The 18,720-nt window shown below is 68.7% G+C and carries 20 protein-coding genes; 6 read left to right on the forward strand and 14 right to left on the reverse strand.

All coding sequences use genetic code 11. The features are described from left to right. Positions 1-188: 188 nt before the first annotated feature. Complete coding sequence (locus ACVCL3_RS06865; protein ID WP_395116897.1) at positions 189-1,019, forward strand: kinase; 831 nt, start codon at positions 189-191, stop codon at positions 1,017-1,019. Positions 1,020-1,058: 39 nt separating this feature from the next. Here the strand turns inward: ACVCL3_RS06865 and ACVCL3_RS06870 are convergent, their stop codons facing one another. From ACVCL3_RS06870 to ACVCL3_RS06880, 3 genes are all read right to left on the reverse strand, one after another. Further along, positions 1,059-1,262, reverse strand: coding sequence for a dodecin family protein (locus ACVCL3_RS06870; RefSeq protein WP_395116895.1), 204 nt, complete (start codon positions 1,260-1,262; stop codon positions 1,059-1,061). Positions 1,263-1,371: 109 nt separating this feature from the next. Continuing rightward, on the reverse strand, positions 1,372-1,713 hold the full coding sequence (locus ACVCL3_RS06875) for a YbjQ family protein (protein WP_395116893.1): 342 nt from the start codon (positions 1,711-1,713) through the stop codon (positions 1,372-1,374). 32 nt (positions 1,714-1,745) lie between these two features. After that, positions 1,746-2,579: an NAD-dependent epimerase/dehydratase family protein gene (locus ACVCL3_RS06880; protein WP_447100797.1), complete on the reverse strand. Its 834-nt coding sequence runs from the start codon at positions 2,577-2,579 to the stop codon at positions 1,746-1,748. 35 nt (positions 2,580-2,614) lie between these two features. Between ACVCL3_RS06880 and ACVCL3_RS06885 the strand changes: the two genes are divergently transcribed. Beyond that, the gene (locus ACVCL3_RS06885; RefSeq protein WP_447100798.1) at positions 2,615-3,172 is read left to right on the forward strand and encodes a shikimate kinase; all 558 of its coding nucleotides are present in this window, start codon (positions 2,615-2,617) and stop codon (positions 3,170-3,172) included. Next, positions 3,169-4,287 carry a 3-dehydroquinate synthase gene (gene aroB / locus ACVCL3_RS06890; RefSeq protein ID WP_447100799.1) on the forward strand — a complete coding sequence of 373 codons (1,119 nt, stop codon included), beginning with the start codon at positions 3,169-3,171 and terminating at the stop codon, positions 4,285-4,287. The genes ACVCL3_RS06885 and aroB overlap by 4 nt, the downstream gene beginning before the upstream one ends. Positions 4,288-4,323: 36 nt before the next feature. On the opposite strand, the gene azu is transcribed toward aroB, so the two are convergent. The 8 genes from azu to ACVCL3_RS06930 all read right to left on the reverse strand — a co-directional run bounded on the left by azu (position 4,324) and on the right by ACVCL3_RS06930 (position 13,093). Continuing rightward, positions 4,324-4,938: an azurin gene (azu, locus tag ACVCL3_RS06895; protein ID WP_447100800.1), complete on the reverse strand. Its 615-nt coding sequence runs from the start codon at positions 4,936-4,938 to the stop codon at positions 4,324-4,326. Positions 4,939-4,967: 29 nt separating this feature from the next. After that, positions 4,968-5,174 carry a hypothetical protein gene (locus ACVCL3_RS06900; protein ID WP_447100801.1) on the reverse strand — a complete coding sequence of 69 codons (207 nt, stop codon included), beginning with the start codon at positions 5,172-5,174 and terminating at the stop codon, positions 4,968-4,970. Between the two features lie 62 nt (positions 5,175-5,236). Further along, positions 5,237-5,863, reverse strand: coding sequence for an OmpW/AlkL family protein (locus ACVCL3_RS06905; RefSeq protein WP_447100802.1), 627 nt, complete (start codon positions 5,861-5,863; stop codon positions 5,237-5,239). Positions 5,864-6,223: 360 nt separating this feature from the next. Next, on the reverse strand, positions 6,224-7,048 hold the full coding sequence (locus ACVCL3_RS06910) for a DUF6671 family protein (RefSeq protein ID WP_447100803.1): 825 nt from the start codon (positions 7,046-7,048) through the stop codon (positions 6,224-6,226). Between the two features lie 17 nt (positions 7,049-7,065). Next, on the reverse strand, positions 7,066-8,034 hold the full coding sequence (cysD, locus tag ACVCL3_RS06915) for a sulfate adenylyltransferase subunit CysD (protein ID WP_447100804.1): 969 nt from the start codon (positions 8,032-8,034) through the stop codon (positions 7,066-7,068). Continuing rightward, positions 7,979-8,983, reverse strand: a complete 1,005-nt coding sequence (locus ACVCL3_RS06920; protein WP_447100805.1) for an L-threonylcarbamoyladenylate synthase — start codon at positions 8,981-8,983, stop codon at positions 7,979-7,981. The genes cysD and ACVCL3_RS06920 overlap by 56 nt, the downstream gene beginning before the upstream one ends. Beyond that, entirely contained in the window at positions 8,980-11,496 is a 2,517-nt protein-coding gene (locus ACVCL3_RS06925; protein WP_447100806.1) for a YbcC family protein, read from the reverse strand. The genes ACVCL3_RS06920 and ACVCL3_RS06925 overlap by 4 nt, the downstream gene beginning before the upstream one ends. A gap of 10 nt (positions 11,497-11,506) precedes the next feature. Then, the gene (locus tag ACVCL3_RS06930; RefSeq protein ID WP_447100807.1) at positions 11,507-13,093 is read right to left on the reverse strand and encodes a proton-conducting transporter transmembrane domain-containing protein; all 1,587 of its coding nucleotides are present in this window, start codon (positions 13,091-13,093) and stop codon (positions 11,507-11,509) included. A gap of 104 nt (positions 13,094-13,197) precedes the next feature. Here ACVCL3_RS06930 and ACVCL3_RS06935 point away from each other — a divergent pair, with 104 nt between their 5' ends. Continuing rightward, positions 13,198-14,094, forward strand: a complete 897-nt coding sequence (locus tag ACVCL3_RS06935) for a LysR family transcriptional regulator (RefSeq protein ID WP_447100808.1) — start codon at positions 13,198-13,200, stop codon at positions 14,092-14,094. A gap of 90 nt (positions 14,095-14,184) precedes the next feature. Here ACVCL3_RS06935 and ACVCL3_RS06940 read toward each other — a convergent pair whose 3' ends face one another. After that, positions 14,185-14,952 carry a MipA/OmpV family protein gene (locus ACVCL3_RS06940; RefSeq protein ID WP_447100809.1) on the reverse strand — a complete coding sequence of 256 codons (768 nt, stop codon included), beginning with the start codon at positions 14,950-14,952 and terminating at the stop codon, positions 14,185-14,187. 235 nt (positions 14,953-15,187) lie between these two features. On the opposite strand from ACVCL3_RS06940, the gene ACVCL3_RS06945 reads away from it, so the two are divergent. Beyond that, positions 15,188-15,913, forward strand: coding sequence for an SDR family NAD(P)-dependent oxidoreductase (locus ACVCL3_RS06945; protein WP_395116868.1), 726 nt, complete (start codon positions 15,188-15,190; stop codon positions 15,911-15,913). A gap of 163 nt (positions 15,914-16,076) precedes the next feature. Then, positions 16,077-16,745, forward strand: coding sequence for an oxidoreductase (locus tag ACVCL3_RS06950; RefSeq protein ID WP_447100810.1), 669 nt, complete (start codon positions 16,077-16,079; stop codon positions 16,743-16,745). A gap of 74 nt (positions 16,746-16,819) precedes the next feature. On the opposite strand, the gene folE is transcribed toward ACVCL3_RS06950, so the two are convergent. Both folE and hemH read right to left on the reverse strand, forming a co-directional pair. Further along, the gene (gene folE, locus ACVCL3_RS06955) at positions 16,820-17,491 is read right to left on the reverse strand and encodes a GTP cyclohydrolase I (RefSeq protein ID WP_447100811.1); all 672 of its coding nucleotides are present in this window, start codon (positions 17,489-17,491) and stop codon (positions 16,820-16,822) included. Between the two features lie 177 nt (positions 17,492-17,668). After that, entirely contained in the window at positions 17,669-18,703 is a 1,035-nt protein-coding gene (hemH, locus tag ACVCL3_RS06960; RefSeq protein WP_447100812.1) for a ferrochelatase, read from the reverse strand. Positions 18,704-18,720: the final 17 nt, after the last annotated feature.

Below are 18,720 nucleotides of genomic sequence, written 5' to 3' on the forward strand. Positions count from 1 at the left end.
TCGTGGCCAAAGCGCGCCATCATGGAGCGAATGAAACTGTCCGATGATAGTGCAATGATCCCCGCACCCCGCATCCCGCCCCCGGCGGCAACGGCGCGATGCTTCTCCACGCAAGGTGAAAATGGCGGCAATGGCCATGCGCCAGCCTGCCGTCGTGCCGGCCCGGGCCAGGCCGGGAGTCGCCGCCGATGATGTCGCTGGCGCAGCAGCAGAACGAGGCGCTGGCCGGACACCTTCTGGACCAGTACGCCGGGCGCATTGCGCGCTCGCGCAGGCCCTACATCCTGGGCCTGTCGGGCCTGCAGGGCAGCGGCAAGAGCACCCTGGCGCGAGTCATGAAGGCGCAGGCCAAGGCGCGCGGCTGGGACACCGAGGTGCTCTCGCTGGACGATTTCTACTACGCCCGCAGCGAGCGCGAGGCCCTGGCGCGCGACGTGCACCCGCTGCTGCGTTCGCGCGGCGTGCCGGGCACCCACGAGATCGAGCTGCTGCTGTCGGTGCTGGCGGCGGTGCCGCACGCCTCCGCCCGGCTGGCGGTGACCCATCCGCGCTTCGACAAGGGCCGCGACACGCGCCTGCCGCCCTCGCGCTGGCCGCGGATCACCAAGCGACCCGCGCTGGTGATCGTGGAAGGTTGGGCGCTGGGCATCCGGCCGCAGCCGCTGACGGCGCTGGCCCGGCCGATCAATGCACTGGAACGCGACGAGGATCCGGACGGCGCCTGGCGGCGCTGGGTCAACAAGCAGTTGCGCGGCTACCAGCCGCTATGGCGCAAGTTCGACGCGCTGATCGTGCTGCAGGCACCGAACTGGGACATCGTGCGCCGCTGGCGCGGCGAGCAGGAGGAGGAACTGGTCGCACGCCACGCCCCGCTGGCGATGGACGCGGCCAGCATGGGCCGCTTCCTGATGCACTTCGAACGCCTCAGCCGCCACGCATTGGCGACGCTGCCGGCGCTGGCCGACACGGTGGTGGAGTACGACGACGACCGCCACGTGACCGGCCTCACGCACGGCTGACAGGGCAGCGTCGAGGCGCCGCCCTGACGCCGCGCGCCCTCAGTCGACGACGAAGTTGACCTTCATGTTGACGCGCCACTCGGTGACGCTGCCGTCGTCGGCGGTGACCACCTTGATCTCGTTGATCCAGGCTCCCTTGATCTTCTTCACCGATTCCCCGGCCTTGCGCAACCCGTGCTGCACGGCATCCTCGATGCCCTGCTTCGACGACGCGTTGATCTCGATGACCTTGGCTACTGACATGGCGTGAACCTCCCGTCCGGGCGTGCAAGCGGCACGCGGCGCTCCCTGTCCCGAAGCCCGAGTCTGGCCCGCACGCACGACGCGGCACAAGCCGCACCGCGTCATGCATTCAGGCGGGCTGCACCTGCACGGCGGTGCCATAGGCCAGCACTTCGGTGACGCCCTGGGCCACGTCGTTGGCGTCGTAGCGCATCGCCACCACGGCGTTGGCGCCCATCGCGGCGGCATGCTGCAGCATCAGTTCGAAGGCTTCCTCGCGCGCCTTCTCGCACAGTTCCGTGTAGATGGAGATATTGCCGCCGACGATGGTCTGCAACGCGGCGCCGAGGTTGCCGACCACGCTGCGCGAACGCACGGTAATGCCGCGCACGATGCCGAACGAGCGCACGATGCGGCAACCGGGGATGTCGTTGCCGGTGCTGACCTGGTGATGCGGGATGGATGCAGTCATGGCGCTCTCCTGGATGGCGGGTGGAACGAAGATCAGCTGTCGAGCAGCGCGGCGTAGCCGAGGCGCGCATCCGGCCAGCGCGGCGCGAAGCCGCTGGCGCGCAGCCGCGCATTGCTCAGCCGCTTGCTGCCGATACCCGGCGGCGGCGCGCCGGCGGCCGGCGGGGGTACGCCGAGCAGTCGCGCCAGATGATCGTGCAGCACGTCGAGCGGCAGCGGGGTGTCGTCCACGCCGAGATAGCACGCCTGCGGATCGGGCAGCGCCAGCAGGTGCGCGATCGCCGCGGCCGCATCGTCCACATGGATGCGATTGGCCCAGTGCGGCGCGGCCCGCGGCACCTGCACCGTGCCGGCGCGCAGGCGCTCGAACAGCTGGGTTCGCCCCGGCCCGTACAGCCCGGCCAGGCGCAGCACCACCGAGCACACCGGTTGCGCGGCCAGCCAGTGCTCCGCCTCGAGCAAGGTGGCGCCGTTGAAACCGGGTGGGGCGGGCGGCGTGTCCTCATCCACCCAGTCGCCGTCGTGCGCGCCGTACACCGCGCTGGAGGAAACCAGCAGCACACGCTGCAACCTGCCATCGTCGAGCGCGGCCAGCAGATGGCGCAGCCCGTCGACGAAAGTCGCGCGATAGGCTGCCGCGTCGCGGTGGTCCGGCGTGGGCAGGTAAACCAGCTGCGTGAATGCGCGCGGCAAGGCGGCGAGGCTGTCCGGCCGGGTGAGGTCCGCCTGCAGCCAGCGGATGCCCGGGCCCCCTGCCACAGGCGGGTGCCGGCGCAATGCCCATACCTCGTCACCGCGCCCGCGCAGCCGCTGCGCCACGCGCAGACCGAGATCGCCACAACCGGCCAGCAGTACCCTTTCGCTCACCGCAGCCCTCCTCCGGCGCCTGTTAGCATCAAGCCATGAATCCGTCGTGCAACCTGTTCATCGTCGGTCCGACCGGTGCCGGCAAGACCTCGGTCGGCAGGCGGCTCGCCGTGCATTATGGGCTCTCGTTCATCGATCTCGACCAGGAGGTCGAGCAGCATTGCGGCGTGGACGTGAGCACCGTGTTCGAGGTCGAGGGCGAAACCGGCTTCCGCCAGCGCGAGAGCGCGCAGCTCGACGCGCTGAGCCAGCGCTGCGGCATGCTGCTGGCGACCGGCGCGGGTGCCGTGCTGGCGAGCGACAACCGCCGCTGGCTGAGCCAGCGCGGTTTCGTGGTGTGGCTGCAGGCCAGCGTGGAGCAGCAACTCGAACGCCTCGAACGCGACCATCGTCGCCCGCTGCTGGCCGTGCCCGACCGCCTCGCGCGCCTGCAGGCGATGGCCGGCGTGCGCGAGCCGATCTACCGCGAACTTGCCGACCTCGCCGTGCCCGGCCACCATGGCAGTGTCGGCGCCGCCAGCGAGCGCTGCATTGCCCTGATCGATGCGCACTGGCAACGCGCCCCTCTTTCCTGTCCCCCGCACCACGCATGAACAAGCCGCCCCTGCACAGCATCAACGTCTCGCTCGGCCTGCGCAGCTACCCGGTATGGATCGGCAGCGGCCTGCTCGACGATCCCGCGCGCTGGCGCCCGTTGCTGCGCGGGCGCCATGCGCTGGTGGTCAGCAATACCACGGTGGCGCCGCTGTACCTGCCGCGGGTCGAGTCGGGGCTGGAGGGTTTGCACTGGTCGTCGTTCCTGCTGGACGACGGCGAGGTGCACAAGAGCTTCGCCAACGTCGGCCGCGTGCTGGACGCGCTGGGCCAGCTCGGCGCCACCCGCGACGCCTGCGTGATCGCACTGGGCGGCGGCGTGGTCGGCGACCTCGCCGGCTTCAGTGCCGCCTGCTGGATGCGCGGCATCGACTTCATCCAGATGCCGACCACCTTGCTGGCGATGGTCGACTCCTCGGTCGGCGGCAAGACCGGGGTGAACCTGCCGGTGGGCAAGAACCTGGCCGGCGCCTTCCACCAGCCGCGCGCGGTGATCGCCGACATCGACACGCTCGCCACCCTGCCCGCGCGCGAGTACCGCGCCGGCCTCGCGGAGGTGGTCAAGGGCGCGGCGATCGGCGACGAGGCGTTCTTCGTGTGGCTGGAGCAGCACGCCGAGGCGCTGGCCGCGCGCGACGTCGACACCGTGCTGGAAGCCATCGCGCGCAAGGTGCAGTACAAGGCCGGCGTGGTGGCGCGCGACGAGACCGAGCAGGGTGAACGCGCCCTGCTCAACTTCGGCCACACCTTCGGCCACGCGCTGGAAACCGCGGGCCACTACACCAGCCTGCTGCACGGCGAGGCGGTGGCGATCGGCATGCTGCTGGCCGCGCAATTGTCCGAACGTTCCGGCATGAGCGAGCCGCGCGACACCGCGCGGCTGCAACGCCTGCTGCACGCACTCGGCCTGCCGCTGGCGATCCCGCCGGACATGGATACGGAGCAGTTGCTGCAGTGGATGCGGCTGGACAAGAAGAACACGGCCGGCCAGTTGCGCCTGATCCTGTGGCGCGGCATCGGCCGCGCGGAGATCGTCGGCGCGGTGCCGGAACGCGAGGTCGCGCTGACGCTGGACGCCGCCATGGCGAACGGGCGGCAAGTCCCTGCGAGCTGACCGCGCCGGGTTCGCACGGAACCCGGCGCAGACACGTCACTGCACGCTGATCGTGCCCTTCATCAGCGCCGAGTGACCCGGGAAACTGCAGAAGAACGCGTACGGGCCGCCACTCTGGATCTTGCTGACCGGGAAACTCACCGAGGTGGTTTCGCCACCGCCGATCAGCTTGGTGTGCGCGATCACGCGCGAGTCGCCTTCCTTGACGTAACCGGCGGCTGCGCCCGCGGCCACGCCGTCGGCATCCACGGCCTGCAGGTCCGACTGCCTGGCGATCACCACGTCATGGCCCATCGCAGTGACCGGCATGGTGCCGGTGTGCTTGAGGGTGATCTTGAAGTCCTTGCACGACGACGGCACCACGATGGACGACACGTTGTACTGCATCGCATCCGAACCCTCGATCTCGGTGGCGCAATCGGTGACCACCGCAGCGCCCTTGCTGGTGTCCATCGCGGACACGGCGGGCGCTGCGGCCATGCCGGCGGTCGCCGCCGGCGCGGGCGCCATCGTCACCGGTGCCTCGCCCGGGGCCGTGGTGGCGGACGGCGTCGGAGTCGATTCGGGTGCCTTCGGCGAGGACGAGTTGTCGCTGCAGGCGGCCAGCGCCAGCGCACAGGCAGCCGCAAGCAGACTCAATTTCACGTTCATCGACAGTTCTCCTCCGTTGCAAAATTGCATCATCGGCCGGCGAGGCTCTGCATCCCGTGAAGACGGGCCCGCACCAGGTCGGCGTCGATTCGCCGACGACGACCTGGCGTTGCGGGTGCGCTGTCGGGCCGCGACGGCGGCAGCTTGCGGATTTGCGCGCCGGAACGGCCCGCCGGCACGACGCGGACGACCAGCGCGTCGGAGTCGGCCGGCGAGATGGTCGGCGTGCGGGCCATGCCCCACGTGCGTTCGCGTGCACCGCGCGTGCAGGGTCGAGCGGTTTCGTGCAGCGGAACCGTCAGAAGCTGTAGCCCACGCTGATGCCGTAGATCCAGGGGTCTACCTTCGCCTTGCCGATGCCCGCCCCGTTGAGCCTCACGTCGCTGCTCCAGTTGAAGTACTTCGCATCGGCACGCACGAACACGTTCGACGTGGCGTGGAAATCCAGGCCCAGCTGCCCGACGACACCGCTGCCGTCCTTCACGTCCAGGTTCGTGCCCGCGATGGGGCCCGTGGTGCGCTCGTCGCTCACGTTCACCCAGCCATAGCCCAGGCCGACAAAGGGCTGCCACGTCTGGTCGGCGAGGAAGTGGTACTGGGCGGTGAGCAGCAGCGGCATGTGCTTGATGGTGGCGGACTTCGCGCCATCGAGCTTCACGTCGTGCTCGAACTTCACGAACGGCAGCCACAGCTCGGCGCCCCAGTTCGGCGCGAAGCGATAGCCCAGCGTGAGGGTCGGCTCCCAGTCATCGCCGATGCTGGACTGGAAGGCGCCCGCCAGCACGCCGTTGTTGCTCTTGGGTGCGACACCGCTGTAACCCACCGCGCCGTAGAAGCCTGGCGCGCTGTAATCCTGGGCCCGGGCACTGCCGGCACCGGCAACAGCCAAGGCGCAAGCGGCGACGATCAGGGGGAAAGCTTTCATGTTGGCATCTCCAATAGGGGGACAAACCGGTTCGAGACCCTCGGGCAGAGAGTCCTGCTTCGCGCTGGGAAATGCCCCGACGCGAGTGTCTATACGGTTGGCCGCGAGTTTTGGATTGAATTTGTGCGGAACCGATGTGCACGCTGTGGATCGCGCGACATGCTCGTGAAAAGCGGATCGCTCCGGGCGTGGGCATGCCGGCGTGGTCGTGAGGGGGCTGAACTCACCCCAGTCCTCAGGGATGCCTGCGGCGATGCAGGAAGGAATTGCGCTGATCCCCGCCACGGCACGAGCAGGCCGGATGCGGGAGAAGCCATCACCAGAGGCCACGTTCCGGATCATCGACCTCCGGGTGGCGGGTCACGGATTGCAGAAATCGCAGCGCCCGGGATCGGCCCACGCCGCCTCGAACGATTGCTCGCGGCGATGACCACAGCCCGCGCAGATCGCGACCACGCCACGGATCATGTCGGTGGGTGCGTGACAGGCCCCGCACGGCAGGCCGGCGATGCGTTCGGTGGGCACGAATCCGCGTCGTCCGCATTGCGGGCAACAGGATCGGTAGCGCCGCACGAGATCGATGGTCGCGCGTTTGATGGCACGCATCCGCGTCGGGTTGCTGCATGCGCGCATGTCCGTTTCCACGCAGGCCGCGCCGCTGATGGCAATGGCATCGGCGACATTGGCCAGCAATTGCGCCCGGCTCAGGTTGTCCTTGCGCAGCAAGAGCGCCGGGTGGGACTTGCCGTCAACCGCAGCCGTCACGATCACTCCATGCCGGGGAAAGCCGATGCCTTCGGCGAAGGCGACGGCCAGGCGCGCATCCGCCACCACGCGCTGGGCGTAATTGGTGCGCGGCGTGACATGCGTTCCGACGATTTCGACGCCATCGCGACGATCCACAAGCATCACCAGCTCGCTGTCGATCGGCACGAACGGGATTTGTGGATGGGGGCCGAAGCTGCCCTCGCTGGCAACACCGGCATGCGCCTCGGGCACGCACTCCAGGGCTGCCGCGATCTTGGCCCTTGCCGTTGCATGCGGGGAATCGAGGCGGGGAATGTCTCGGCTGAAGGTGCCGAACCGGTCCGTATCGAATCCGGCCGGCAAGAGTGGCTGCAGACCCAGGGCCCGCTGCAACAGAGGAGCAATCACCGCCTCCTTGCCGTGCATGGTGGCGATCACGACGCGATCCGGCGGCATCAGAAGTAACCCTCGCGCTTCTGCCTTTCCAGGCTTGCACCCGGATCCTGGCCACCCAGCCGACCCTGGCGTTCGGATGCAGATGAAGCAAGGGTTTCGGCCAACACGGCCGCTGGGTCCGCCGCAGTCGATTCGATGGCGCCGGTCACCGGCCAGCAACCCAGGGTACGGAAACGCACGTGGCGGCGACTCGTCGTCTCGCCGGCCAGGAAGCGCATGCGCTCGGGTTCGTCCACCACGATGAGCACGCCATCGCGTTGAACCACCGGTCGCCAGGCCGCGAAATACAGAGGCACCAGCTCGACCTTCCTCAGCATGGCGTAATGCCAGACGTCCGCTTCCGTCCAGTTGGACAACGGATAGACGCGCAACGACTGCCCCTCGGCCAACCGGGTGTTGTAGAGGTTCCACAACTCCGGCCGCTGCCGGCGAGGGTTCCATGTGTGCCCACGCTCGCGCAGCGAGAACACGCGTTCCTTTGCCCGGGATTTTTCCTCGTCGCGGCGCGCCCCGCCGAAGACCACGTCGTACCCGCCGTCGTCCAGCGCCTGCTTCAGCGCATCCGTGCGCATGGCCGTGGTGTAGGCATCGCCATGGTCGAAGGGATTCACGCCGGCGGCGCGGCCCTGTTCATTGGCGTGTACGTGCAGTTGGAACCCATGCTTGCGCGCAAAGCTGTCGCGGAATGCGAGCACCTCGCGAAACTCCCAGGTGGAGTCGACGTGGAGCAGCGGCAGGGGTGGCGGCGCGGGGTGGAAGGCGCGCAGCGCGAGATGGGCGAGCACGGTGGAATCCTTGCCTCCGGAAAACAGGAGCACCGGCTTGCGTGCCTGCGCCACGGCCTCGCGCAGGATGAAAACGGCCTCGTTCTCCAGGTGTGCGAGATGGCTGGTGTCCGGGAAGGCATCCTCGTCACGCGAGTGCATGGCCGAGGCCCGCCGCTCGCCACAACCGGTCGCGCAGGGCATGGTTCAGTCCGCGGCCATCCGGCGGCACCACGATCAGCACGGCGAGATCCATGTCGTCTGCTTCGCGCAGCCGCCGGTACAGCTGCTGCGCCTGCTGGTCCGGAGAATGACCCATGGACAACCAGGGCACCTGTGCCGGCCAGCTCTCGGCACGCCGCGCGGAGAGCACGCCCACGCGAGCGCTGAGCGCGGCATATTCGGCGATGCGCTCGGGCACCTGTTCCATCGATGCCAGCACCACGCGGGCGTTGGGGGCGTAGTGAAGCTTCATGCGGCCGGGGCTGCGTATCGCGGTGTCCACCGGCGACTCGACCGGTTTGCCGGTCACCCGTTCCAGGTCCTGCTCGGTGATCGCACCGGGCCGGAGCAGCCGCGGCAGACCGGTGGAAAGATCGACGATGGTCGATTCGATGCCCACGCGGCAAGGGCCGCCATCCAGCAGCACCTCGACCGCGTCGCCAAGCTCTTCCCGGACGTGCCGGGCGGTGGTCGGGCTGATCTTCTTGTGCCGGTTGGCGGAGGGCGCGGCGATTCCCCCGCCGAACGCTTCCAGCACGTCCAGCGCCAGCGGGTGCGCGGGCACGCGCAGCGCCACCGTATCCAGGCCGCCCGTCACGCCGTCGCTCACCGTGGCGGCGCGGGGCAACACCAGCGTGAGCGGGCCAGGCCAGAAGGCTTCGGCAAGATCCCATGCGAGCGCGGGAATGTCCCGCGCCCACTGCGCCAACTGGGCGGCCCGATGCAGGTGCACGATGAGCGGATGGTCTGCGGGGCGCTGCTTGGCCGCGAAGATCTTCGCGACCGCGGCGGGGTTGCCGGCATCCGCGCCCAGTCCGTAGACCGTCTCGGTCGGCAGGCCGATCAAGGCGCCGCGGCGCAGCGCATCCACCGCGTCGCGCACGCCAGCACTCCCGGAGAGCCTGATGTCTTCCCGATCCTTGATGTTCATGCCGCGTCCTCCCAGGTCAGATGGCCGGTGTAGCGATGCATGGACCCTGGCTTGTCGCCGAAGGCGAACAGGTGGGCCCAGCCGTGGTCGAACAGGTGCCGCACGGCTTCATGCCTGGCGACGATGGCGTTGATGGCGTCCAGCGGAGCGGCGATGACGACGGACAGCCGCAGCGGCTCATGGACATAGCGCTTGCCGTCATGCAGCGACTGCCATGGCAAGCCGGTGCGCAGGTCGCCGCCATTGCCCTCCAGCACGCCCAGCTTGCCGACCACGTTGTGGAGCGTCTTGTTGCCGCTTCCGAAGACCCGGTTGTCCACCGCCGAGCCGTAATACTGCAGGCTGATCCACGCGCCCACGATCATCGGCGCGGTCATGATGGATTCCAGGGTCTTGAAGCCGTCATCGCGCTGCCAGTCGTAGGAATTGAGGAAGGCACGCCCCGCCAGGTCGAGGCCCGCGGTGCGGCTGCGCGGGGCGATGATGTAGGCCGCGCAGCCGGCCAGGCCCCACTCCGGCCGCACCTCGCTCCAGTCCCTGCTGCGCGCCAGGAGCTGGCGCTCGACCGGGCGCCGGTCGTGCAAGGTAAGGATGGCGGCACGTTCCTGCCGGGTCACCCGGCCGGCCTCGGCCAGCGCTGCCTGCAGTCGGGCCAGGTCGTCGGCATGCGTCGCCGGCAAGCCGTCGGTGTCGAAGATCGTCACCTGGTCGGTGGTGGTGTCGTGCAGCGCGCCGAGGAAATGCGTCTCGTCGGGAATCACCGTGCCGCGTTCTGCCAGGGCCTGGCGCACCTGGCGGTCGTTCAGCACCGCAGCCGCCACCCGCGCATTGGCGTCGCCCGCGTGCCCACCGCAAGCCCCGCAATCCAGGCCGCTGGCATGCGGGTTGTTGACCGAGCTGGCGCCGTGCCCGACGAACAGCACCACGCGCGCGAACTGCTGCCGCAGCGACATGGCGCGCAGGGCGCCCTCTGCCAGCGCGACCCTGGTTTCCAGCGGCATGCCGGTGGCGCGGTCGTTCGCGGTCGAGGGCGTGATGTCCGGCGCCAGGCGCGCGAGTGCCGCGTCGTCGATACCGCGCTTCGCCGGGTGCGCTTCGGGCCGGGTGAAGCCCAGGCTGTCGGCGATGAGCTTGCCGGCGAACTTCCACCCCATCGCTTCGACGAAGGTGAACGACGACACCGCGGCCAGCTTGAACCAGCGCCATTGGCCGATGGCGCGAAGCCGCCGCCGCCGCCGCGTGGCGATGTCGGCTTGCTCCTGCGCCGTCGCGCCCTTGACGGTCTCGTGCACCGACAGGCCGGGTGCCAGCAACACCGGGCAGCGGGGACCACCCTGGCCCCGACCGAGCGGCACATACTCCATCGGCATGCCGAAAAAGCCGGCCATGCCCAGCGTCTCCACGCCGGGTGCCACTTTCTCCAGCGCGCGCCGGAAGGTTTCGGAGCGTACGTCGATGCAGAAGGCCGCCTGCACCGCCGGACGCATGGCGATCACGGATGGCCGCGGTGCGGCGAGCTTGGCGAGGAAGGATCGCTGCCAGGCGATTTCGTAGGCATCCTGCAGGATTTCTTCCAGCGTCGGCGCGGCCGGCTCGTTTTCGCGGGCCGATGCAGCGAAACAGGCGCGGGCCTGCTCCCATCCGGCCGCCAGTGCGGCGACCGGCTGGCACGTTTCCAGCAGCGCCACCTCGAAAGTCAGCCGTATCGCCAGCAGTTCGAGCAAGGTGTCGTCGCGGCGCCCCGCCAGCTCGCTTTGCCAGACCTGGTAGCGGGCGTAGCCGGCCCAGCCGCCGACGCTCATCAGCAGCCGGTGGAAATAATCGGCAAGGCCCGGCTCGCCCATCTGCAGGCGGACGGCCCCCTGGGCGATCATCGCTTCGGCCGTGGCAGGAAGCGCGCCGATGGCGCGGTGGAATCCGGCGAGCCCCATGACCTGGGGCGTGCGATCGATGGCGGCCTCCTCAAGCCAGGCCGCATAGGGACCCAGGTGCCGTGTCGACGTTGGCCACAGCGCCTGCCCCGCGTCGAAGTAGCCGGCCGCCCACAGCGAGATCCGCTCGCCGGCAAAGCTGGCCCAGTCCCGTCCGGTCAGCTTGCCGGCGACGTCGGCAACGGTCGGCAGCGGTGTGCGTGCCGCCATGTCCTCGGTCTGCAGCTGGCGGCGCAGCGCCGCGACGTCGAGGGTGCGAGGGGCGGCACTTCCCTTGCGCAGCAGGGCCTGGCCAAGATCCCGGTCGGTGATGCGACCCTGGGCGATGGCGTCGCGGTAGAACGCGCGCGGCATGGTCATGCGGGCGCCTGCCACCTCGGCCATGACGCGCGCGACCTCGCCGAAGCGGCGGTCGGCCATGCCGAGGAAGGGATTGACGGCCACGAAATTCTTCAGCGGCCACAGTGGCGCGATGCGTCCACACGCGCGCTGCGCGGCTTCACATGCACGCCCTGCCCCGATGTCGGAGGAAGGTGGGATGGGATCGGCTTGTTCCCTGATCTTCAATGCGATGGCGTTCATGGGCGGCTCCTCAGGCGATGGTCCGGGCGTGATGGCGCGCGTCTTCCCGACGCAAGGCACCCACCAGGCGATTGAAGATGGCGTTGACGTAGAGGCCGTTGGCCAGGTGGACGCGTGCCGCCCGCCAGAGCGGCCGCTGGTTGCACAGCACGACCAGGCTTTGCAGCACGGTCACCGCGGTGAACGATGCGATGGCCAGTCCCATGATCAGCAGGCCCGTGCCGTCGGGCCGGGGAATCGCCGGCAGGCTGCCGGCGGTCAGCCGCGTGAAGGCGGTTTCCAGGATGAAATAGGCCAGCGTGGTTCCGGCGGCCCCGAGCAGGGTCTGCACAACCAGGCGGGAAGTGGTGGCCCCTTGCAGTGACGATGCCAGCAGCATGCTGACGCCCATCACCAGGATCGCGCCCAGGGTCAGCACGGCAGGCTCCGCCCGCACGAAGGTTCCGAATACCCAGGCAAACAGCACGTAGATCGCGGTCGCCAGCAACAGGCTCAGCAGGACGGGGCGCAGGCGCGGCCTGGCGAAACGCGGCAGCGTCTCGGTTTCCACCACGCCCCCGGCCGAGAGGAAGGCGTGGGCCTTGTACAGCGAATGGGCGACCAGGTGAAGCAGCGCGATCGCGAACGCGCCGAGCCCGCATTGCAGTGTCATGAAACCCATCTGCGCCACGGTCGAGAAAGCCAGCGATCCTTTCACGCTGGTCTGGGTCAGCATCACCACGCCGCCGAACAAGGCGGTGAAGCCGCCCACGATGGCAACGCCGTGCAGCGTCGGCATCGAGAGCACCATCACGTCGGCAAAGCGGATCAACAGGAATCCACCCGCATTGATGATGCCCGCATGCAACAGGGCCGACACCGGCGTCGGCGTGTCCATCACCTCCGGCAGCCAGCCGTGGGTGGGGAACTGCGCCGACTTCATGAGCGCCGCGACACCCAGCAGCAAGGCCGCCAGCGAGAGTGCGGGCGGCGCGGCGTCGGCGGCGATGGCCTGCGCCCGGGCCAGCACGGTGGCCAGGTCGGTCGTGCCGAACGTGGTCACCAGCAGGGCGGCGGCACCGAGCATGCACGCATCACCGAGGCGGGCGGCGAGGAACTTCTTGCGGGCGGCGATCCTTGCGGGTCGGCGCTCCGGGTAGAACACCAGCAAGCGGTGCAGGGAGAGGCTCATCGCCACCCACGCAACCACCAGCTGCACGAGGTTGCCCGCGAAGACCAGCAGCGTCACGGCTGCCAGCGTCCGGCACAGGCCGGCCATGAAGGCGCCCTGGCGCGGCTCGCCGTCCATGTAGTTGCGGCTGTACTGGACCACGACGACGCCGACGAAGGCGACCAGCAGGAACATGGTGCAACTGATGGCATCCAGCCTGACCGACAAGCCGATGCCATTGTCTCCCAGCAACCCGCTGGTGGCCGGGCCTTCCCACGCGGTCAGCAGGCAGGCCAGCACCGCGAGCACCAGGCAAAACCACGTCGCCAGGCGGCTTGCGAGAAGCATGGCGTGCGGCCGACGAGGTCCCGGCCGTGAAGGAAACAGGGTCGCCAACAACAGGCTGGCGGGGGCAAGCAGAAACAGCGTCGCAAGGGCAGGCAACATCAATCACTCCGCGGTCAGGTGAGCCGCGGCAAGCCTACGCTTCGCGCATCATTCTAAAAAATTCATTTAACGAAACCTGCCGATATACAAAATAGAATGATTGCATGGCCGCACTGAACTACAACCACTTGCGCTACTTCTGGGCGGTTGCCCGCGAGGGAAACCTCACACGCGCCGCGGAGAAGCTGTTGGTCTCGCAGTCGGCGCTGTCGATCCAGATCAAGAAGCTCGAGGCTCAGCTGGGGCAGGACCTGTTCGAACGCAGCGGTCGGCAACTCGTGCTGACCGAGGCCGGGCGCATCGCCTTCGACCACGCGGAATCGATCTTCGCCACCGGTGGCGACCTGCTCGCCACGCTCAAGCAGCGCTCCGGCGGCCGGCGTGCGATTCTCAGGGTCGGGGCATTGGCCACGCTGTCGCGCAATTTCCAGATCGGTTTCCTGCGGCCATTGCTGGGACGCCGGAATGTCGAGGTCATCGTTCGCTCGGGCACCACCGCCTTCCTGTTGCAAAGCCTGGAAGCACACCGGCTGGACGTGGCGCTGGTCAATGTCGCGCCCGCCCGCGATGCGGCCACTCCCTGGGTTTCCCACGCCATTGCCGAACAACCCGTCAGCCTGATCGGAACGCCGAAACGCATCGGCAAGGGCGGCACGCTGAAGACACTGCTGACCAGGCAACCCCTCGTGCTGCCGACGATGGAGAGCAGCGTGCGCATTGGATTCGACGCGCTGGTCGAACGCATGGGCTGGAAAGTGCGGGTGGCCGCGGAGATCGACGACATGGCGATGCTGCGACTGATCGCCCGGGAGGACGTCGGCCTGGCGGTGGTTCCGCCGATCGTGGTCAAGGATGAATTGAGCAGCGGCCGCCTGGTGGAGGTTCACCAGTTGCCGCAGCTCAGCGAGACCTTTTTTGCCGTCACCATGAAGCGGCGTTTTCCCAATCCGCTGTTGCGCGAGCTGATCCGTCCACGTACGGCGCTTGAGCTCGCCGATTAGCGCGGGCGTCCGCCGGGCGACCCGAGGGACATCGACCGCCACGCCGTCGTGCATGTGCCGCCATCCGCCGGCAACGGAATCTGTTCGGCCTCAGAAGGCGTAGACGAAACCCGCCAGCACGGTGCTTGCCGAGGAGCGCTCCACCAGCGGACTGTCGGTGATCGCGCGAGGCAGCCGCTGGTACTTCAGGGCACTCCAGAACGTCCAGCGGCGACCCATCGGAGCCACCGCGCCGAGGCTGGCTTCCGGCACCAGCACGCCGCGAACGGCATAGGGCCCCGGTGCGCCGTTGGCTGCCTCGGAGGGGCGGATGCCGTAGTAGTAGTCGGCGAGCCGGGGCGACCACCAGCGCACACCCAGGCCGGGCGTGACGCGCCATTTGCCGAACCGCAGCGGGTAGCCGTACTGCATGGCGAGCTCCTGCCCGCGGCTTCGCGACAAGGCATCGGTCAGCACGGTCAGCTGCAGGTTTCCCAGCCTGCCGGAGCGGGTCAACACGGCGCCGACATCCATGCTCCGGCGCCGGTCCCGAAGACCGTCCAGGGGAATGTCGTCGGCATCGAATCCGTCGAGCCGTGCCTGCGCCACCAGGTCCAGCCGCCAGTCGTCGCGTTGCCAGGCATGCCAGCCGAGTTGCAGGCCGCGCAGGAAGGCGTGCTCGCCTTCGTAAGCCGCCGCGGGAACCACCAGCTGGCGACGGGAGGAACCGGCATAGCCACCGTTGCTGACCAGCGCGATGGCACCGGCTTGCCAGCCTCGCTGTACCCGGCGCGAGGCCGTCTCCCCGGCGGCGAAGGCCTCCGAGCAGCACGCGCAGAGCAACCCGGCAACAACGATCCAGAGGAAGGGGGGAAGCATGGGTCGGCACTCCGGTCGAATGGGGGAAGGCAACGCTCGCCTGCAGACGTTGCCACGCAGAAGGGCATATCCATCCATACGGAGCGCGTCCACCGGCGGATGCGCATTCACCGGCGATGAAGGACGTCCGCGACGCTGATCGTTCCCCGTGCTTCTCCGCCGGCGCTGCCGAAAGCCTTGCATCCATTCGCACCGGATCTCCGTACCTGTAATCAGGCACCCACAGGCTCTGGCCATGTCCTCATCCATACTCATCTACGGCGCCACGGGCGGCGTCGGCGCATGCCTGGCCCGGCTACTCGCCGATACGGGATCGCAGTTGCACCTGGTGGCGCGCCATGAGGAGACGTTGCGACCATTGGCGCAATCCCTGGGGGCGACATGGACGGTGGCCGACGTACTGGATGAAGCATCCTTTGCGGCGGTGACCGAGGCTGCGCCCGCGAGCCTCGACGGCCTGGTCTATGCGGTCGGCAACATCGCGGTGAAGCCGATCTCGCGCGTCTCCGAAGCTGACCTGGCCCACGATTACCGGCTGAACGCGATCGGCGCCGCGCTGGCCGTCCGGGCGGCCCTGCCGTCGCTGCGCAAAAGCACCACCGGTGCGTCCGTGGTGCTGTTTTCCTCCGTAGCAGCATCGCGCGGCTTTCCGTCGCATGCGTCCATCGCCATGGCCAAGGCGGCGGTAGAGGGTCTGACCCGGTCGCTTGCCGCCGAACTGGCACCCGCGGTGCGGGTCAACGCGATTGCGCCATCGCTCATCCGGACGCCGCTGGCCGCACGCATGGTGGCCAACCCGAAGCTTCGCGAGGCGTTCGCCGCAGCCCATCCCCTGGGCCGCCTGGGAGAACCCGAAGACATCGCCCAACTTGCCGCCCACCTGCTCTGGCCGCGCTCCGGCTGGATGACCGGGCAAGTGATCGGCGTGGATGGCGGGCGCGCGGCCATTGCCGGAAAGTGACCGGAGCAGGCAGCGCAATGCGCAGCAATCGCGAGTTGCCTGGCAAGCCTGGCGTGCACCCTCGCCGCGGGGTCCACGGGTGCGGAAGATGGGCACGCGGGCCGGCCGGGGTGGAATACTGGTCCAGGCGCTGTCGATGGCGGGCCTGCCCGGGAGGTCACCCATGAAGATACTGCTGGTCGGAGCGAGCGGACTGGTCGGACAAGGCGTCCTCAAGGTGCTGCTGCAGGACGCCGAGCAGCCCGGGGTGACGTTGCTGGTCCGCCGCCGGTCGCCAGACGTGCCGCAGGGAGTGCGCGTGCTGCAAGTACCGGAACTCCGCGACAAGGCACTGGAAGGACTCGACCTTGGCGGCATCGATGCCTGCCTGTACTGCGCCGGGCCGTTGCCCCTGCTTCTCTCGGAAGCGGCCTATCGCGAGGCGACGGTGGCCACCCTCGAGTGTGTGTCGCGGGCCTTTGCGCGCGCCAATCCGCGAGGACGGATGATCTATGTCTCCGGCGCCGGCGCCGACATCCGCAGCCGCTTGATGCCGTTGCGGATCAAGGGCGAGGCCGAGCAGGTGCCCGGCCGCTTCGCGCTGGCCACCACGGTACTGCGGCCCGGTGCCATCCGCCCCGTGCAGGGCGAGCGGTCTCCGCATCGCGCGCGGCGGGCACTCTATGCGCTGGCCGGTCCCGTGCTGTCCGTGGCGGTGCGCCTGATGCCCGGCAGCTTCACCACGAGCGCGGCCGTGGGAAGGTGCATGCTGGCCATGGCGAGGGCCGAGACCTCAGGGACCGGGATGGTCGTGGTCGAGAACAGGCAGATCAACACATTCGCCGCGCCCTGATCGGGCCCGAGGTGGTTAGCGCGGAGCACCCGGCAAGTTTCGTGCAGCCGAGCGGCCATGCACGACGGCGAGGCTCAAGCCCTGCGCTCGGCCAACAGGCTCAGGAATTCCTTTCGCAACGAGGTGTCCTCGAGGAAGGATCCGCGCATCACGCTGTTCACCATCCTGGCGCCATCGTCCTTCACGCCGCGCCAGTGCATGCAGTAATGATCGGCTTCCAGCACCACGGCGAGGCCGTCGGGCCGCAGGCGTGATTCGAGCAGGTCGGCGATCTGCACCACCGCTTCCTCCTGGATCTGCGGCCGGCTCATCACCCAGTCGATCAGTCGCGCGTACTTGGACAAGCCGATCAGGTTGGATGCGGCATGGGGCATCACGCCCACCCACACGCGTCCCATGATCGGGCACAGGTGGTGCGAACAGGCGCTGCGCACGCGCATCGGCCCGACGATCATCAGCTCGTTCAGATGCTGCACGTTGGGAAACTCGGTGACCTCGGGCGCGGCCCGATAGCGGCCCGCGAAGACCTCGCGCACGAACATCTTGGCCAGCCGCTTTGCGGTCTCGCGGGTGTTGTGGTCGTGCTCGACGTCGATCACCAGGGCGCGCAGCAGCGCGTCCGCCTTGTCCTCTACCTCCCGTTGCAGTTCGTCCAGCTCGCCGGGCCGGATGAACTCCGCCACGTTGTCGTTGGCGTGGAACCGTGCGCCGGCCTCGCCCAGGCGGTGGCGGATGCGGTCCGACATGGCGGTGGCATCGGCATGGCGAATGGATGCCACATCGGAGGGTGCTGTTTGCATGATCAGGCCTTTGGCAGCGGCGGATGGCGTCGTGCGCTGTCGAACCCGAATGCCCGGCATGCACCATCAGCTCATACGCAGCACCGGGCCATCCGGATGCATGCTTGCCGTCCATCGACGGATTCAGGCGGCCAGGGTCTGGCCCGAAGGCTGTCGGCACAGCGCCGCGACGGCATCGGCCCACTGTGGCTGGTCATTGAGGCACGGGATCAGGGTGAGCTCCTCGCCGCCGGCGGCGAGGAAGGTTTCGCGTCCGCGGATCCCGATCTCCTCCAGGGTCTCGATGCAATCGGCCACGAACGCCGGGCAGGCCACGAGCAACCGGCGTACGCCCTGCGCAGCCAGCTCCTTGAGCACGACGTCGGTATGCGGTTCGATCCACTTCGCGCGGCCCAGCCGCGACTGGAACGCCAGCGACCAGCGCTCGTGCGGGATGCCGAGTGCGGCGGTCAGGCGCTCGCTGGTGCGCACGCATTGGGCGCGATAGCAGCGCTCCAGCACGTTTGCCGGAGGCTCTAGGCAGCACGACGGACCGCACAGGCAGTGCCGGCCGGTCGGGTCCGCCTTGCGGATGTGACGCTCGGGCAGGCCGTGATAGCTCAGCAGCAGATGGTCGTGCGGCTGCGCCAGATAGGGCCGCATGCTGGCGCCGAGCGCGGACAGGTACTCCGGCCGGTCATGGAACGGCGCAACCAGATCCAGCTGCAGCCGCAGGCGATGGCGCTGCAGGGTCTGCCGCGCCTCTTCCAGGACCGTGGTGACGGTGCTGTCGGCAAACTGCGGATACAGCGGCAGCAGGGTCGCGCGTTGGATGCCGCGGCGGGCGAGGTCGCACAGCACCTTCTCGATGGAGGGTTCGCCGTAGCGCATCGCCAGTTCCACCGGCGCGCCGTGCCAGCGTTCGGCCACCCGCGCCTGCAGGCGTCGGCCGATCACCAGCAGCGGCGAGCCTTCGTCCCACCAGATCGAGCGATAGGCCGCGGCCGATGCCGCCGGACGCGTGCGCAACACCAGCGAGACGATCAGCCGGCGCAGCGGCCACGGCACGTCGATGACGTGGCGATCCATCAGGAACTGGTCGAGATAACGCCGCACGTCGGCGACGTCGGTGGAGGGCGTGGAGCCGAGGTTCACCAGGATCAGGGCTTGGTCGGGCATCGATGGTTTTCCGGTGG

The organism is Rhodanobacter sp. UC4437_H4, from assembly GCF_052978425.1.